At 42.8% G+C, this 17,775-nt stretch carries 10 protein-coding genes; all 10 read left to right on the top strand.

The annotated features are described in order from the left end of the window. The first annotated feature begins 84 nt into the window (after positions 1–84). The 10 genes from MKY95_RS21740 to MKY95_RS21695 are packed head-to-tail and all read left to right on the top strand — an operon-like array spanning position 85 to position 17,772. Positions 85–5,883, top strand: a complete 5,799-nt coding sequence (locus MKY95_RS21740; RefSeq protein ID WP_036607787.1) for a hypothetical protein — start codon at positions 85–87, stop codon at positions 5,881–5,883. Between the two features lie 45 nt (positions 5,884–5,928). After that, complete coding sequence (locus MKY95_RS21735) at positions 5,929–10,617, top strand: hypothetical protein (RefSeq protein WP_076318995.1); 4,689 nt, start codon at positions 5,929–5,931, stop codon at positions 10,615–10,617. A 16-nt stretch (positions 10,618–10,633) separates the two neighbouring features. Beyond that, positions 10,634–11,767, top strand: coding sequence for a hypothetical protein (locus MKY95_RS21730; protein ID WP_076318996.1), 1,134 nt, complete (start codon positions 10,634–10,636; stop codon positions 11,765–11,767). A gap of 59 nt (positions 11,768–11,826) precedes the next feature. Further along, the gene (locus MKY95_RS21725; protein WP_076318997.1) at positions 11,827–13,593 is read left to right on the top strand and encodes a hypothetical protein; all 1,767 of its coding nucleotides are present in this window, start codon (positions 11,827–11,829) and stop codon (positions 13,591–13,593) included. Between the two features lie 46 nt (positions 13,594–13,639). Continuing rightward, complete coding sequence (locus MKY95_RS21720) at positions 13,640–13,945, top strand: hypothetical protein (RefSeq protein WP_155985031.1); 306 nt, start codon at positions 13,640–13,642, stop codon at positions 13,943–13,945. 13 nt (positions 13,946–13,958) lie between these two features. Next, on the top strand, positions 13,959–15,041 hold the full coding sequence (locus tag MKY95_RS21715; protein ID WP_036607777.1) for a hypothetical protein: 1,083 nt from the start codon (positions 13,959–13,961) through the stop codon (positions 15,039–15,041). Between the two features lie 3 nt (positions 15,042–15,044). Beyond that, on the top strand, positions 15,045–15,998 hold the full coding sequence (locus MKY95_RS21710; RefSeq protein WP_076251177.1) for a hypothetical protein: 954 nt from the start codon (positions 15,045–15,047) through the stop codon (positions 15,996–15,998). Positions 15,999–16,014: 16 nt separating this feature from the next. Then, the gene (locus tag MKY95_RS21705; RefSeq protein WP_253501457.1) at positions 16,015–16,806 is read left to right on the top strand and encodes a hypothetical protein; all 792 of its coding nucleotides are present in this window, start codon (positions 16,015–16,017) and stop codon (positions 16,804–16,806) included. A 13-nt stretch (positions 16,807–16,819) separates the two neighbouring features. Continuing rightward, positions 16,820–17,380, top strand: a complete 561-nt coding sequence (locus tag MKY95_RS21700; protein ID WP_339194368.1) for a hypothetical protein — start codon at positions 16,820–16,822, stop codon at positions 17,378–17,380. Further along, positions 17,377–17,772: a hypothetical protein gene (locus MKY95_RS21695; RefSeq protein ID WP_339194366.1), complete on the top strand. Its 396-nt coding sequence runs from the start codon at positions 17,377–17,379 to the stop codon at positions 17,770–17,772. The genes MKY95_RS21700 and MKY95_RS21695 overlap by 4 nt, the downstream gene beginning before the upstream one ends. The last annotated feature ends 3 nt before the right edge of the window (positions 17,773–17,775 follow it).

Raw genomic sequence — 17,775 nt, 5'->3', positions numbered from 1 at the left:
TGAGTCGTATAGATTCAGTGAGAGGGAACTTTCTGAGACTCCACTCAGGGGTTCCCTTTTTTTTAGTTGGAAGGGGGCAGTGACGTGAGTCAAGTAGTCAATAAGTTTGATTTCACCGTTATAGATTACACGACAACTCAGTACGGTTACCTGTTTACAGTCGGAACTACAGGAAGCAGGCCTGAGGATTATCGATTTATATACATGCCTTACAGCCGGTATCCAAGTGTCCTGATGCTTGATTTTTACATGGCAAGATCGATCTCACATGGATTTAATCATCAACTTGTGGAAGCGATTCGCAAGGATCTGGAAGGAGAAGAACGATTTATTGTCCTAAGTGAAGCTAAACAGGATAAAGAAGGACTTCTGCACAGTTCCATGGAAGGATCGAGCTCAGCTACCAAGCAAGGCGATGTCATGGAATTTTCGTTTGAAATGCAGCGGTCTGCGTTAATTGAAGCTTTGGAGATGGATCATCAAGATGAGGGCCACAGACCCGGAGGTTTAAAGGACTCATTCATTCCTGAAGATATGTCAGAGGGCTGGCGCGTAGATAACGATAAAGAGCTGAAGATTGTCCGTAATTTGGGTTTAACTCGTAACTTTGTTAAGAATCTGGATAAGCTGGAGCCTGGAAAAATCAGTTTCAGGGTTAGTGAATTTGGGATGATTGCGGACTATGCAGATAGTGCAGAGCAAGATAACAGCTCTGAACTGGTGATTAAACAATTGATACACTCTGTTCGAAACGATAAACCGGATATGGATGTGGCAGAGGTTTTCGAGAAAGTGGAGAAGATCATTGGACGATCCACACAAAATGAATTTTTGTTAGAAGCCATTCAAGACCACTTCAGAAGTACAGAACTTGAGAGAAGTCTCCAGTCCCGGAAAGTAAGCAAACAAGATGTGGAAATTCTATATCAGGACCTGTTAGGTTTACGTGATGATCATAAAGAAACATTTGCTGATCAAGCTACCATGATTGGGAAAAGGGTAGATGATCATCAGCAATTATCCATTCTCTCTGATATGTCGACTGCTTATATTCGTAGATTTCAGGAAATAAAGTATATGCACCTTGATCGGACGTTGCCGTTAGCCCAAAGAGTGGATAACATTTCACAATTGACACTCATGCATACACTGGGAACAGCTGTGCGAGAAACAACTTTTGGTGGAACGACTACAGGCACAATTGTTCAAGCAATCAGAGACATCGAAGAGAACATGTTTCTTTCACGACTGAATCAGGCTACGCGGGTAATTGAGAATGAAATGACAACTCATGAGAATGTTCTTGCCAAACTGAAGGATCGTCAGTACCCCACTGTTCTACATACCGAAATGAGAAGTACGCGAGAAGTCAACAAGCAACTTTACTTTCATGATGATCTCAGTCAAAGCAGCCATGACCAACATCGAAATGCGTTAGTCTTTCGTCCGAGTGATACCCTTTGGCATCCGCTCCAAGCTCACAGAATTATAGACAAACATCCAGCAACTACAGCATCCGGTATCATTTTGGCATCCAGAGATATAGGGACTATTACGGATGTGGAACGACAGTTTCCTTGGGCTGTTCGAGATCAAGTAGAAGATATGAACGTCATAGGTGATTTGACTACGGGGCAAAGAGTTTATGTGGAGAAAATGTATATTGAGCATAAGCGTCCTAAGGCACGACGAATTTATGTGGTTCATAGTGAGGTGGACCGTCATGCAGAACAGGCTTATCGTGAAAGTAAGGAGCACGGTTTTGTTTTCAGAGATTTGCAGGAGAGCAGAAGGATCAGTAAGGTTCCTGGGTATGTAGAGAAGGAGAGTAGGTTAGGCAAACGAGTGACTGCAGAGGCTCTTGAAATACTCAACAAGCAATCACTTGGTGAAAGGGAAAGCAAGTTCGATAGCTATATTGAGGACAAGTTCCATACTGCAAAAACAGAAAAAAGGAATTTGTTCATCCCGAACAGCGAGGAAGGCGCAGAAAGAAAAGCATCCTTTGAAAGCTATACGGCAGGTTCAACAACGGCAGAAAGAGCGTTGGCTCATGATTTGTGGTTACCTGAGTCTGAGGACCATTTGGCTGACAAAGAATTATTACGTTCTACCATGCTCGAAAAGCTAAATTCGTATGGAAAGAACGATGAACAGAAGTATGTACATCTGACTGACAAACCACTTGTATCACATAGAGAGTCTAAAAAGCTACACCTGGAAACAATCCTGCAATCCATCCGAGATAATAGCCGACCAACCATGATTCGAGACGAGCTTTTAGACAAATTGGTTGGTGGAGGATGGTTGGGGAATAAAGCATACCCTGGATATCTGGACGAGGAATTTATTGTTGGGGAGATCTTGGAGAACAGCCCGGCAGTCATCCTGGAAATGATGATGGAAGCTGTGAATAATGCAGACGCTTCGGTTTATTTTGATGAACCGTTTTTGGCCGGGATTAGAGAGCGGGTAGATGCGTTAATCGATTGTGGGATCTTAACAGCTGATAAAGAAGGAAGCAGATCAGGCATCATTTCCTTCAATTTCGAAGGTGCGAAGGAATCTCAGCTTGGTGATATAGGGACGGAACTCTCAGAAGCATCCAAAGATTTGAGCATAACAGTACTTGAGGATGAATCTCGATCGGCTGAACTGAACAGACGTAATTCTACTCTAGAGACAGACGTTTTCGAGGGAGTGAAAGTAAAGGAAGATCAGCATGGCGAAATTACGGAAGTCATTTACGGCGCAGATTTTAATGCAAGACCGGCTATTATTGAGTTTGAAGATTCATTAGGTTACCTGAATCCTGGAGGGGGATTATTCCCGGATGACCCAGCGTATGAAGGAAGTCAAGTTGAACGCAGAGGACAAACCTTTGATGAGTACGGGATAGGCGCAAAATATAAACGGGACGGAATGGCTCTCGACCATCATATCGTGAGCTCCAACATGAACCGTGAGAGTGTGATTCATACCGAATTTAATATGGGCGGGGTTTCCCGGTATCGATATGGAATAATTGATGATGAATACACCATGGGTGGCACGAACTTGCGCCAGATGCTTTTGAACAGCGAATATGCTATTGGAACGTCAAAGACTCGTGAGGGATACTCGTATGATCAACAACTTATGGCTACTAATCCAATAAGAGAAGGTTTAATCAGTGGTGAGTACTCCATAGGCACAGCCAAGATCAGACAGTTGTATTTGAATGAGAGCTACTCTATTGGCATGATTGAACCACGTCAGGCAGCTATTGATATAGATTACTCACTGGCGACTTTGAAATGGAGATCTGCGCTGCTCAGCGAGGATTATTCCATAAGCAGCTCGAAATATCGAGATGGAGTAGCTGAGATTGGATATACGCTTGGTTCATCGTGGGCAAGAGAAGGTGCGATGGATATCGAGTTTAACGAAGGTATGCGGCAAGCTTGGGAATCCACGTTGGTAAATATTACTCCTGAAGCGATTAGGGTAGATCGATATGGATCGGTGCAAGATGAGATATCTCTAGCCACTACTGTAATGAAATCTGCGTATCTTGACGATATGCTGACGGCTCATTCAATCATGCGCAAAGGACAATTAAACGTTGAAATCATTTCGGATAACATGAACAGATTATCCCTCATGCTTGAAGATAACCATTTTACAAGAATCGTGAAAGAGGCATCAGTTCATGAAATTGAGAGTGAAGTTGTCAAGTTACGCTTGAGTGAATTGCATGGTGAGGGTTGGTACGGTGGTAAAGGTATCAGAGATACTGACTTGGTCGAACTGATCTATGATTCGATAAAGAGTAAAAAGGATTCAGCACTGGATCATGATGTGATTCTTGCATACAAGCATACTCATGACGCTTACCTTCATGAGACAACTGATAGCACGATTGAAAAGATTGCTAATCTTGAAGAACAACTTATAGCGGATAAACCGCAAAATGGTTACCTTGACCTCACGTTACCACTAGGCGGTACAAATCTGAAATATGCAGATGTTCCAGTGGAATCTGTGGGTGGGACGGGGCTCACTTATGGAGATATACCTGTAGAGATTGTTGGCGGAACGAATCTGAAGTACGGTGATGTTCCAGTTGAGATCGTTGGTGGAACAAACTTGAAGTATGGAACAACAGAGATTGTACTCTCAGCGGACAAACCCCAGTACGGCAATATGGAAGAGAATCTGCTCGCCGACAAACCGCAATATGCATATTTGGAAGAGAACATGTACGGTCTGAAAAATGCCAAAGATTCCACTATTGATGAGCAAATTCATGCGTTTAAAAACGGTAATGAAGCTGATTTGATCCAAACGCTTGAGTTAAATAAAGAGGATAGGTCAGCATTCCTTCATGACAACCTTTTGGCGGTAAAAGCTGAAAGATGGGCGCATACCCATGAGACGATCAATGATGTAGTGAAACTGCGAAATGGATCGTTGGATCAGGACATGTTCTACGGAAACAAGGAATTTAATGAATCCATTTTGGACATGGAACTGGTTGGCTTCCAATATAAACAGCTAGACCTGATCCAAAGCGAATATGCTTACCTTAAAACGAGAGACGTTCATATTGAAGATAACTCGTTCATGAGCTCCAGAAGTTCTTATGACGCGTATAACCATCAATTGGATTCTGGAATGAACTTGTTAAGAAGCACGACTCTGGATTGGGAGCAATTCGCAACGGAGAAAATAGATCGATATGGTCATTCACATGAAATGGAAAGTGGCGTTGGGGGTGAGCGAGCCGGTGAGCATTTTGATGGGATATATGGTACCACACTCCAGAGGTTTGCTTTCTCCAGTGAGGAGTTAAGTTACGGAAATAGTCTTCCATACACAAGTTACATTGTTAATGACGGCGAGAGCTTTGGCAGTAAGTTAATAGACCCGGGTTATCTTAGTGAAGATGATTTTGAAGGGATAACAGAGGAACGTGAATCTAGCATTGCAAGAGAGTTGCCGACTGGTATAGCGAACGCCAGATTGTCTGAAATTGAAGATCCTGATTCTCTCATGGCTTCATTTGAAGAACGCTGTTCTCAAGTCATCACAGGTTTTATTTTCGCTGAAAGACCTGAGAAAAGAGCAGAGTATCTGGAACAGTTGCACGCGTTCCTTCCCGAGAGAACAGCTCATCTTATGGAAATGTATCACGAAGCCAAGATGGAACCGCGTGAGAGCTTCACACTGACTGATCACCCGGTGGCTGAACGGGAATCCGCTGATGCTTACATTCCAATGATGGATACCATGGCACAGGGTCTCATATTCGATTACTCGGAAGATCTGCTCGATCGAGGGATGGATCCTGAAGATTGGGAAGGTGGTTTGGGTGTGCCGGAGGACTATGATCCGAATGATCCATTTAATGTGTACTATCCGTATTCCAAGGATATGGATGCGCTGGAATTATCCCAATCAGACGATTGGACTAAATTCGGTCAAGGTGATTGGGATCGGGATCCATTGCTTGGAAAGTTTTATTCCAAGGCAGATACGAAGGACATCAGTGGATGGTACCGCAATAATTTCCTGGCTGAGACGTATAAGTTCTCCATTGATTTCAAGGTGGATACAAGTACGGATGGGGATGGCGCAGGAATTATTTTCAAATACTTCGATGAACATAATTATTGGATGTTTATGGTTCACGGAGGAGACAGCGATAACAGTCTGGATATGAGAACGCCGATGCAGCTATATAAAATCGTTGCTGGTAATCCAACTGCAGTGGGCTCTCCGATGCAACCCTTTAAGTGGGAGAAGGATAAATGGTATACATTGTCCGTGTCGGTCATGAAAAATAAACTCCAGATCTACACAGATTCGAAATTGCAATATGATCTGACGGGCACCGATTAACTCGGTGCTCTTTTTGTCGTATAGAGAGATTGGGAGGTGATTGGTATGGGTCATACATTTGGTTTGTTCTCCAAATCACAGAAAGGTGTATTGTTCGCCAATATGAGAGCGAAGATTGCGGACGAAAGTTACGGCAACCCCAATAACCCTGCGTATTTACCGCAGAGTCCCAATGCACCGAGGAGTGAAACGGACCGGCATGGCGAAGAAAATAATCCTATTCTGGGTGATCCAGGTTACGGTCAGATAGGACGATGGCAGACGGTTCAATTGGATGCACTGGAAAACAGTATTGATCAAATCATTGAGCAATATCTGAAAGATAAGTCGTGGTATGCGAGTGTACGATGCCGTGAAGCACTGTGGAATATGTATCGCAGGATTGAATGGTGGGTAGAACAACAGCAGCCTCCAGATAAAACACAATATCAGCGAGTACTGCAGATGATTAAAGATTGTATTCACAAGATTCTTGAAAATGCTCAGAAGCCTGGCGGTAGTCATCATGGTGTATCATTGCCCGTCTGTCCGGCACCCTACTACCATCATTTTAGTGGGAATTACTTTAATCATTTTGATGCAACGGTATATGAGATTCCGCTCTTTTCAATGAAAAAGGACGTCCCGTTCTCGAATAAATTCCCTGATTTCTTCAGATATGTATCATCAACGGAGGATCAGGAATGGGTAGCTGTCCACTCCGTAGGCCGAAATGAACAATCTGGATCAGAGATGATCTTAAAACTGGATTTAGGGCTTCTGGAGATTGGCAACTCATCCAAAATCACATTTAACTGGCGTGTGAAGCGTTATGGACAGATCAGGTTCAAGTACCTGGCTAGTGCCAAGCGCGGTAATGGCATGCTGTTCTATATTAATGGGCAGCAAGTCGGAGGTGAATGGAGCGAGAATAGCGGATGGCAGGAAGCGGCTTTTACGTTGCAGCCAGGACAGATGTACAAGTTCGACTGGCTGATCCGCAAAATGAGACCCGAAGTATGGCAGAACAATGGCATCTATATCAAGGATGTAGAAGTCGTTGAGATTGTGGATACACGCAAGCCGCCTGCACCGAAAGATTACGATCTGGATGGTGAGGACGTATATGAGTATGGAAACTGGGTTGTAAGATCACCGCAAAGTGTGGCACAGGCCCATTTTAAAGGACAGTTCATTACGGATGATTTACGTAAGAAAACCATGACGATGGATCTGGATAACGAATGTGATGGAACGGTTTCATTTGCTTACAAGATGGGGGTGGATGAAGAGCCGTATCCCGATCATGATTATCAGTTATTTTTTGATGATAAAATGCTTGAACGCACTCAGCGCGGGGATGGAGATCATGGCAGTTATGCTACATCAGTACATGGTGTGGAGTGGAGACTGAATGGGGAATATTCAGAAACGGAGACTAACCAGGCTAAAATCGAATATGAAATTGTTGCAGGGCCGGATACGACCGTGGACTTGAGAGGTTCGCTCGAAGTAACTTGTCCTCCGCGAGAGATTGATCATTGGGAGCCGTTTCACTATGGACAAGGAATTGGAAAATATCAATGGTTAATGTCGGGAAATCCGAGATGGATCCGTAAAGAAGATATTTTACGTTTGGATGAACCAACGGAAGGGAATATGATAGCACAGACAGAGGTGATATTAGATCATGAGGGGTGGTTTGTATTCAGTTACGCGCATTTGCTTAGACCTACTGAAGCTTTTGAAGTAAAAGTTAACGGAATGTTAGTACATTATACGTCCATGCAAAGTGCCAGGGAACTAGTGCGTATTCCATTAGAGGCTGGACACAACATCATAGAGTTTCATATTCAAGATAGATTGACAGAGGAGCCATTTAAGTATCAGAAGAATCATTTGTTCACCTATGGTAATAACACGGGTAATACATACCGTACAACGTCACCGCTAGGTTCATATGTTGATGTGACACGTGGATGGGATGTAACCGATGCTGGAGCATCTACACAAACAAATGGAGATACAATTACATACAGCGCAGAGCTCAATCCTGGTGCCAAATTAAAAATTAAAGAGCACATGCGAATCTATCCTGCAATGGATTCAAATTATGACCCAGATAAAGGGACTTCAAGAGATATCGAAATATTTGGAGAGTTATTTAATAAAAAGGATGTGTATAAACCGTCTTTGAAATTTATTGGTGGTTGGAAATGGAAAGATATCAAACCTCCGCAATATAACCCTGACAATCCCCCTGATCCAATCCCGGTTGGAGATGGTGTAATGTGGGCGCAGGGACATAACCAAAATTTTATTTGTGAATTTACAGCTTCAATGAATAACTCTGGATATATATGCTGGCAGTATGGTGGCGACTTTGATACGGGGGAGAAGTTGGAACTACAAATAGATGGCATCAGCGTATGGACAGGAAGTCAATCCAACGGTGATAAAGGTACAGATTGTATGTATCCCCTCCCTGCTGGTAATCATATATTCCGCTGGATATACCAGGATGGGAAGGCATATACTCCTAGTGCGGGAAGTTCAGGAGGCTCCGGAGGCTCTGGAAATACCGGTGGAGATGGTCCAGCAAATGAGCAAATAAGAGATGTAGTCACCGATCCTTTTGGACAAAGCTGTTTTCCAGCAGGTACTCAAACTCACAAAATTCAATATGGGCAAGTCCCATATGACGGAAACTCAGCACAGTCTAGCCAGTGGGGATGGAAGAACGATGGATTAATTTATAGTGATAATGGTATGCAGGGTATTAAAGTGCTGGATGAAGGTAAGACAGTCACACGGTATTTTAAAGCTCCACCTACTGGAAGTATCTTATACAATGAGCAAATTACCGTTTATCCGGTGAAAAATAAAAAAGTTCAAGGTCTAAGAAAAATTATTCCAACTATCATTCCAAGTTCAGGAGTAAGATACCCTAAATTTTTGGGAACATCTTATTATTCTGTAAACGTTAAAGGTACAGAGCCAGGAGATAATAATTCTGATTTTGATAGTAAATACACGAAAAAAATAGAAATTTCTTTTCATTGTGAAGGAAAATTCAGACTTAACTATAAATTTATTAGTTACCTTGTAGACAAGAACCCAAGAGCTAAACTTAGAGTATATTTCTATCCTGAAGGTCAGTCAAAACAAAAAAAGCTAATCCATGAAGAGAATAACAACAGAGGATACAATAGTACCACTGTTGATTATGACAGTTTCACCGATGAATTTTGGGAAAAATCGGCAGCATCCTATCAATCTGATGTAATTAATGTACCCCGACCAGGTAGGTATACAGTAAGTATTGGAGTTACGGATACCTATCCAGATAATGATCAAAACAAGCAAAATGTCCGCTATCATGCGACTATTGGTAATTTGCAGATACATACTGAAGACCCTTACAGTAAAAATGAAAATAGTTTGATTGGGTATCCCGATTATGATTATGAAACGAAAGTACAAGCAGTAATATGGGATTTAACACTAGATATGCAAGCGGGAAGTGCCACTTATAATTTATTAAACGGAGAGCCTAGAAAATTTACAGACAGCTTTAAAACTTTAACACCTGGTCATACCTATCGAATTGAGTACACCCTTCATAAAAAAAGGGGTGAAACTACGGCTTCTGGATTGGATGCTGGTGGATTCACTCTCAGCGGAGGTAGCTTTTTAGAGACATGGGATGCTTTCTGCGGAGACGCTCAGGGATTACTGTATGGAGAAGGAGAGTCTCCACATCCAAGTGAAGACTCATGGAATCCGCCCGGACCAGTTACGACTGCGCCAGATGGTGGAAGTCATGCCTGGCTCGATGTAATTCGTTTATATAAAAATACAAGTAGAGCTTGTTCCGGAACGAAAATTGTCATCGAAACTCTTGAAGAAGGCCAAGTAATTGATACTCGACCATTCACAAATGAAGATGACCAAATCATTTCTATTGAGGTAGAAAATACATCAGATCAGAAGAAAAGTTATGAGGTTCGCATTCGATTTGAACAGAGCTGCCCGGGAGATGGAGCGATGATCTGGGGCGGATCGATGCAACTTGACGATATTAGCAAAGTTGATCCATCCTGGGCTGAGGTGACTCACTTTGAAGTTTGGAATAACAAACCGATCTGGATGGGTGGCTGCGATAACAGTAATATGCGCGTGAAAATTACCCGCGAGGACGGAAAAGTGTTATGGGATGAAAAGTATTACGGGGATGGGTATCGTGGCTTCGAACTGAATGATCTAGCTCCCAAGCCTTATAGCAAGTATAAGGTGGAGATTACAACAGATCAGAAGGGGCAAATCAGCGATTGGACAGGAAAACGATATCTAACCACCTTCCGGGTGCATGACTTCAAAGCCTACGAAAGATGGGTGTGGGTACCTGAACCATTTGATTGTCAACTGGACTTCTTCATTGACGATGAGCTTATCAAAACATTCACCCAAGAGGGTGGATACTATACATTTTCACATCCAGTGCCCAAAGGCAAACATGAGTTCAAATGGGTGTTCACCTCACTTCAGGAAGTGGGTACGCGTAGTTATGAATATGCTAATCTGGACTGGATGGAGCTGACCAACTGGATATGTGATGACGTCTATGTCATTCCTTACTGCGAAGGTGGTGGGGGAGACAAGTGTGTTGAAGCACTGATTAAATGTTTGCTGGAAGTTTGGAAAGCAAGGCCCAAGATGTGTGTGATCGGTAAACGCATCTGGCTATTTACGTAAAGAAAGGAGGTTCTGTATGGGTGTTGCAAGATTGAAAGAGTCAGGCAGGATTTATGAGGATGCGTTCGTAAGCCCCAACCTGGATTCCAAATGGGAAGTACTCCCTAACGATGCTACTCGCTATGAAGCGGGTAGTGGCAGCCTGGTGCTCAAACATGGCCAAGATCCGTTGTATATGTTCTATAAACCTCTGACAGATATGAAGCAATTCGTCATGGATGTGAAGAACAGTTACAATCCCGATACAGAGGGTTGTTACGGTGGAGTTATCGTGTTTGTAGACGAACATAACTACATGGAGATTGAAGAGTTTTTGGATATGTCCTTGCCACAGCCTTTGCTGAAGACTTACCCGTGGATACGTTTGATTCGAGATTATAACTATTATACGGCGTATTGGTCGGATGATGGCGTGATTTGGAACATCATTGGTTCTGTAGAACTGGTGGGAACCCCTAAAATTGGTCTGTATCTGAAGGGTGAAGGGGATCACCCCATGCATATTCAGTATATTCGAATCAACAAAGGAACATCTATTGCCGTAGACAATCTAACCAAAGGAACTGTGGTTTATCTAATCGATCAGAATGGTGTTGTGCTTGAGTCCAGAGTATGCCGATCTGAAGAAACGGTTGTACATTTTAACATGGATCCATATCCATATCCGTTTGAGGGCAATTTCGGGATTAGGCTTCCGGATGGAAATCGGTTTCAGGCGATGGATTCTATAAAGGTATACAAGGGAGACCTAATGTATTTTGAGGTTACACCAGATTTATATTACAAAGAATCGAATCCTGAAACAGGAGAAGATTTCGATGTGCTTCTTTATCCCAACACGGATAGGTTTCTAGGTTATTTAACGGCAGGTGGTTCTGTTACACAAGAAGTTCGAATGTTTGCCAAGAACCCCATGATATCAGGAGACTTTAAAAATGTAATCTTTGCGCTCACAAGCGGGACGGATAAAGTGCAGATTGCGCCTGATGTTGAAGGCATTCCTGGGTCCTTCAGCTTCTCGATCACCGCGTTTACTATTTTGCCAGGAGCGTCCTATCCATTCTGGCTGCGAATGGAAAGGGAAGAATCTCAAGACAGGTATGCTTCCCAGGTCAAATTTTCGCTACAGATGTATTCGACATACATATGACTTAATAGTATTGGAGTAATTACGTATAGATCATGTAAGGCATGAATGGAGGTGGTCAAATGTCAGTAAGAATTAACCAGTCTCATCGATCATCCGCCAAGAGTCATAAGGAATTAAGTGATATTGGGGTCCGTACGCATGATGAGATTGATTCCTATCTTGCAGAGTTGGATGAAGCCAGAGGGAATGCGCTTAGTCTAGGTGATCGAATCACACTCGTAGAAGAATCTGCACACGATAGCCGAGACGCAGTAAAAGATCATGAGCAGAGATTAGGCGATGTCGAGACTAAGGTTATTTCAAACAGCTCACGATTGGATGATGTTCAGCAGGATATTGTGACGGCAAGAGCAGATGTCAATACTATTTCCAAGAGTCAGGATGACCATGAAAAGAGATTGAGTCTTGCGGAGACGGAGATAAAAGAAGCACGTGGAGCAGAGGCATCCATAGATCATCGATTTGACACGTTGGAGAAAGCGATTGAAGTTGTAGTGAAGCAACCCATTCAGGATCTCAGTGTTACCAACCCCACGTACCTAGATGCAAATAACAGTGTCCAAGTTACGATTAATGCAGGACGAGCCAGTATCAACAAGGTTATTGTAGATCAATTTACCCAGACATTCAGCATTCCAGACATTGTGGCAAATACGACATATTATATTTTTCTTCATGAAAATGGGCAGTACTCTTACAGTTCAGATCAAGAAGAGCCCAAGGATGCCATGATCATTGGTGGACTCGATGTTGGAGTTTCTCCAACAACTTCACTCACGGCTTTGGATTTCAGGTATTTCTTAACAAAGGGATCTGTTGAAAATGACATGTCAGCATTGGGAATTCGTGTAGATGATCTGGAAAAAACCGTTGGTGAGCAAACCACAACAATTGTTACACATCATACGGCGATCAAAGCGATGGAAGCCCAATTAGAAGCAACTGCTAAAGAAGTTGTGGTTTCAAGAGAAGACAAAAATGGAGTCGTCTATGATGCTCTCAAGGACAGACTCGACAACATGCAGAGTCGTCTTGAACTCGCTGAGAGTCGAGGCACTATGGAGCATCAATCCGTATTCCATTTCACTTCTGCTCCTAACAGCAGGTTGTCGACGACTAGAGATTTTCAAGTGCCCAGATATGTGATTGGTTCAGATTCTGCAGAGGTATTTCTGGATGGAATACGCATGGATGCAGGAGACGATTACATTGAATATAATGATACGCTTATACGGTTTACTTTTGATGTGCCCAAAGAAGCCCGAGTAACTGTCATTGGTCGTGGGTCAATTATTAACACCACTTCGGTAACCGAATATACCTATTATCCAGATGGAAAAGTGCATACGGAGAAGATTGATGGAGGGATCAACCGCACCATTGAGCACTTCTATAGCCCGGATGGAAATCTGGAACGACAGGAGGTTACTGAGAGTAACGGACAGATCAAGTCCATTGAGTATCAGCGTGACATTACGGGTAGAGTACTGCGCGAAATCAACAATGGTGCAGAGTATTATGTGCTTCAAGGAGGTGCTACCTTCGATGACACGGACATCCGGAGGAGACTTGTCTTTCTTGAAGGAAGTACACTTGAGCTGGATGTCATATATAACTACTTCTCTAATGGTGACATTGAGTCAGAAGAAGTGTTCTCATTAGAATTGACTCCACAGCTATTGAAGAAAACATCGTTTACTTACAATGCAGACGGTACCGTTAAGACTGAGACCTTGATCTATGATGGCCAAGGAGTTCAGAAGGGATTTGAATATGATGCTAGCGGTAACATCAAACAAGTAAAAATTAGAAAGGTTGTGATTTGACGTGACGAGGACCGTGCAGGATGTGAAGTTTGCACTACATACCATCATGGATAAATTAGTGGGCAATCACTTAGAGCCATTCAGTACAGAGGAAATTGAAATTCTAATCTTTGCTTTTGAAAGCAATATTCTGTTTGATAATGTGGCTCATAAGTTTCTACCTTCACTTAAAGGGCTACCTGAAATTCATGAGGCCGCTAGTGGTGTGGAGACAGAGGATGGAGCTGGGGACAAAGAGCAGTCTTATCAAGAGAATCTCATAACAGAGAGAAGTGACATGGTGAAATCAATTCTGTTAATCGTACTTAAAGAGAACATCTTTCACGAAATGAAAATCCGATTTGGTGCTTAAGGAGGTGGGATAGTTGGCTGAAAATATTTTGTTAGGTGCACTGCGTCGTTATGAGTTTTACTCGTATTGTTCAACGTTTATTAAGACCCTTTACGATACAGTAACACAGGATTTGTATGGCGATGTCCACTGGGAGTGGTCTTATAGCAACACTAATAGCTACGCACAGCCCAAATCGTGGAATACAAATCTAAATAGTATCGCTAATCAAGGGACGATAACGGCAAAAAATAATAATGATCCCAGTCTCTTTTTCACAATTTCAATGAATTCTTCTAGTTATACATACGGTAGTGATAATAGTCGTGGATCGTACTCAAAGAATTATGTTCTAAGAACAGGCTTAAGAAATAATGCATCTACAATATTACCCGATTTATATACTAATCTTGGAGCAGTCACCGAAATCCCTTTTCATACAATGGACTATAACTCTGTCTATAGTAGTGAATACAGGAGTATTAATACAGCTGTTAATGTCTATTGGAAGTGGAGTTTATTTATCAGTGAGAACTATATATTTCTCTTTGGTGAACCTCAGACAAACTTAAATCTAGCATATCCTTTCCGTATGTATCTTGGAAGAGTAAAACCATTCGAAGAAGAAGATCCTTTGATTGCTAACGATAACGTCGGTATTTTCTCTCACTTCCCCCACGGTTTAATTGACAACGACGATGAACTTAAATATCGGGCAGGACGCGGGTACATGCGTTCTTCACGTAATGGAACACCAAATGCGTTATATCACTTTGCGACGAGTTCACAAGTACCTTCACCGGGTGTAGGTGGGAGATTTTTTATTTCACCATTTTACGTTTGGCATGAAACAGAAGGTGCCAGAGGTGAGTTCCAAGGTATCAGAACTGCAGTACTTAAGGATGCCAGTAAGTATCCAGATGGATCAATCTTGGACTTGGAGGATGAAAGGTACTATGTCTTCCATGCATTTAACCAAGCCCATCCTGCTACCAATCAACAGTTTTATGCAACAAACGGTACCGCATATGCAGGTCAACCCTACTTCTTCGATTCAGCGTTACTTCTCGGTGGCGGACAACGGGTGCTGCTATTCGAGATCGAGAAGGAGGTGTAGTGCATGACCATGATTCGCAGACACGAGTTTACCAGTACGCTAAGCTTATTTACTTCAACGCTTGTTAACACATTGAAAGATGCACTCGATCCTTACTGGGATACCATACATACGGCCGAAACGACTTATGCCAACTGGGGCAATGCGCTGCTTACCAATAAAAAAAATACATCCATGCGTTTTACCATGTGTGTATGGGCGCACGCCAGAGGAGTCAACATTCGCTGGGGACTGAAGAACCTGGGAAGCAATGTGGCATCACCAGATCTATTCGTAAATTCGCCAGTGGACACAGATAAATTCATGACGGAAACGCCATTTTTGTGTCATAACGTACAGTATAATGTGAACTATAAGTGGTCTGTAATTACGAATGAGGATATCCTGTTTATCCATGGAGAGAGTCTGAACTATCCGGAAAGAGCTTACCCGGTACGAATATTCCTAGGTAAATGCCAGCCATTAGAGCAAGAGGACCCGGCGATTGCCAATAAATTTTATGGCGTTTTCCCACATATGCCTTTATCTGCTTCGGATAACAACATATCAGATCAATATGACACTCCCAGAGGTGTCGTGATGACTTCACGGAATGGAACGGAGTACGCACTGTACAATTTTGGGACAGAGTCCATCCCTTCTCCAGGTGTAGGTTCAAGATACTATGTTACGCCTTTTATGGTCTATCATCCATCTGAAGGAGCTAGGGGTGAATTCAAGGGTATGCGTTCCATTGTATTTAAAAACAGTGCGCAGCACCCGGACGGATCGATCCTGGATCTTGGCAATGATGGCAAGTATTACGTGTTTCATGTCGTAGATCAGGATTATCCGAATACAGACTATGGACGTTATTACTACAATTCGAACCTGGCTCCTGTGTATTCAAGGCCGAAGTTCTTCCATGGTGCGAGACTGCTTGGTGGCGGGCAAAGAGCGTTACTTTTCCAAATATAGGAGGTGTTTATGAGGGATGGCTAATTTCACAGGCAAAGTTAAGATGAATGAATTATTTGCAAATATTGTTCAAGGTTTTAAAACGATTGCAGGTTCTCCTTGGTCTGTATTTTACGAGACAGCGAGTGTGATCGTGCTCAAATCAGTGGGAACAACAGGTTCAGATAAACTGTTCTTCAGACTTGAGGTTGGAAACACGAAGGGAACAACGGGAAACACATTGACCGTGAGTGTGGCTGAAGATGTGATGGCAACAGATGGTAGTATTCCTTTGGGCAGAGCCGAAGTGAAAAAGGACTTCTTATGTCATACGAGTGCGGTTGATACGAATCTATTAATCGATTACCAAGTTTCAGTTCAACCAAACCGAATTATTATTTATTTGCAGGGGGATGTGAACTCGGTTACCGGTATATCCAATCTGGGTTACTTCGGAATTCTGAACAGGTATGCCACAGAGACAGATTCCTCGAGTTTGAGTGTTGGCCTCAGCTACAACGGGGATAATGGTATCCGGACGTTGCGTGATAAAGATAAACAGATGGTGAATAACATTTATGATGCTTACTCTGCCATGCTTCCTGTTAATCCAGGGTGGGGGTCTCTTTATCATCTTGCTCCGGTTATTATGTGTAATGGTGTGGAAGGCCCTAGAGGCGAACTTATTGATATCTATGCGGTACCTTCTGCCGGAGTCTCACATGGAGATGAGATCAAAGTGGGCACTAGAACATATAAGGTATACTCGCTGTCGATTGGTGGACAGAGCTTCTTATCAGGAGCTACGGTTGCTGTCCTGATGAATTAAGGTGGTGATGGACATGGCTATACATCAAGGGAAAGTTGTAGGGACCGCCGAGAGCGGTTCTCTCTATACCCAGAGTAAGACGGCAGTTCTGCATGGCATTGGATACGATCTTGATGCTGTTCCGTTAACTATTGAAGGTAAGGAAATAGTCTATTCATTAGGAACGTTATCCACTACGGCTGAATTAATTGACATCTACCGTTGGGGTACATGGAGGATGCTGGACAACCATAATGATCAATTGATTGGATACGTTACGGATAAATATATTTATGGGCCACGAACCAGAGTGGGAGTTCCTGATGAAAAAAATATGATACTGAAGCATAAATTTTTGACCCAGTCCAGTGGAGTAGGTTTAATTCGTGATACCATAAGAGGCCTCAAAGTGAAACAAAATTATGCGGGGCTTGATTGGTGTATTAAGGTCAAGATTCCTGTCCAGCAGGCTGGGTTAGTGGGGAAAACGTGGGGGGATTGGTCCTACAGCGGAAGTGGCAACACATCTGATAGTCATCTTCGTCCACGACGGTATCCGGATACACATATTCCTAGAAGGAGGGAAGGCTCTTGAACAGGACATGGAAACTGATGGAGGAGATGAGAAAAGTGCTATTGCCGGTATCGTTTGCCCAAAGAGTAGAGTATGTTGGCGGTGGGGCGAAGGCAATGATTGATATTCCCATGGAACATCCTCGATTCATGATCAAAACGATTAGGGTCATTCCGTCCAGAGAGACAAATGTGGAAGTTCATGTTTTGAACAGTGCAGGTCCACATCCAGAGGTTCTCTATTTCAACAATTCCCAATACTCGACGGGGAATTTTATGGAAGGGATTTACGATATGATCGATTTGCCATATGAGGACGTAGATGGGACTTCAACACTTCACTTGTCGTTAAAAAATCTGGGTACAGATGTGGCCAACTTCGATATTGAGGTCGTTGGTTTGACTACAAGGTGAGAG

The sequence above is a fragment of the Paenibacillus sp. FSL P4-0176 genome, assembly GCF_037975265.1.
Taxonomy (GTDB): domain Bacteria; phylum Bacillota; class Bacilli; order Paenibacillales; family Paenibacillaceae; genus Paenibacillus; species Paenibacillus amylolyticus.
The sequence above is the reverse complement of the archived record's forward strand: the minus strand, read 5'-3'. Positions and strand labels throughout refer to the sequence as shown.

Coding starts and splice junctions, on each gene's coding strand:
- MKY95_RS21725 (WP_076318997.1), top strand. CDS start 11,827: ATGTCAGTAAGAATTAACCAGTCTCATCGATCATCCGCCAAGAGTCAT.
- MKY95_RS21705 (WP_253501457.1), top strand. CDS start 16,015: ATGGCTAATTTCACAGGCAAAGTTAAGATGAATGAATTATTTGCAAAT.
- MKY95_RS21735 (WP_076318995.1), top strand. CDS start 5,929: ATGGGTCATACATTTGGTTTGTTCTCCAAATCACAGAAAGGTGTATTG.
- MKY95_RS21730 (WP_076318996.1), top strand. CDS start 10,634: ATGGGTGTTGCAAGATTGAAAGAGTCAGGCAGGATTTATGAGGATGCG.
- MKY95_RS21700 (WP_339194368.1), top strand. CDS start 16,820: ATGGCTATACATCAAGGGAAAGTTGTAGGGACCGCCGAGAGCGGTTCT.
- MKY95_RS21720 (WP_155985031.1), top strand. CDS start 13,640: ATGGATAAATTAGTGGGCAATCACTTAGAGCCATTCAGTACAGAGGAA.
- MKY95_RS21710 (WP_076251177.1), top strand. CDS start 15,045: ATGACCATGATTCGCAGACACGAGTTTACCAGTACGCTAAGCTTATTT.